Raw genomic sequence first — 508 nt, 5'->3', positions numbered from 1 at the left:
GCCCTTCGGCTCAACAACTTAATGGATCGTCGCAAGCGACGATGGAAAAGACTCTGGAAGGGGTTTGCATCCCCTCCCATCGCGTCGCTCCTTCGTCGCTCACCGGCCAAAAGAGGCTGTCGCAAAAGCCTGATGGACGTTTTTTACACCTGAAACACCGCATACCTCGTCATTCCCGCATGCCGCAGCCTCGTCATTCCCGCATGCTTTTAACGGGAACCCAGTGTCGTTTTCAGCGCTGAAAACACGATCATCTCTGGCATTTTCAGTTAAGCACGAACGCCGCTGGGTTCCTGCCAAAAGCGCGCAGGAATGACGTGGCCACCAGTCAGGGGTAATGATACCGACTCAATACCCTTTTGCGACAGCCTCTGAAGGCCCAGATTTCACGCGTAAATCTGAACAACTTAATGGATCGTCGCAAGCGACGATGGAAAAGCCTCTGGAAGGGGTTTGCATCCCCTCCCATCGCGTCGCTCCTTCGTCGCTCACCGGCCAAAAGCTGTCT

General features: G+C 54.5%; 1 protein-coding gene. It reads left to right on the top strand.

Annotated features, from left to right (window positions below; all coding sequences use genetic code 11):
• On the top strand, nt 1-242 hold a 242-nt coding region (locus QN347_RS19430), incomplete at its 5' end, for a hypothetical protein (RefSeq protein ID WP_323494349.1).
• Nucleotides 243-508: the final 266 nt, after the last annotated feature.

Origin of the sequence: Sphingomonas sp. 10B4 (assembly GCF_035019905.1) — a bacterium.
GTDB classification, from domain to species: domain Bacteria; phylum Pseudomonadota; class Alphaproteobacteria; order Sphingomonadales; family Sphingomonadaceae; genus Sphingomonas; species Sphingomonas glacialis.
Note: the sequence above shows the minus strand (reverse complement) of the source record. Positions and strands in the feature narration are given on the sequence as shown.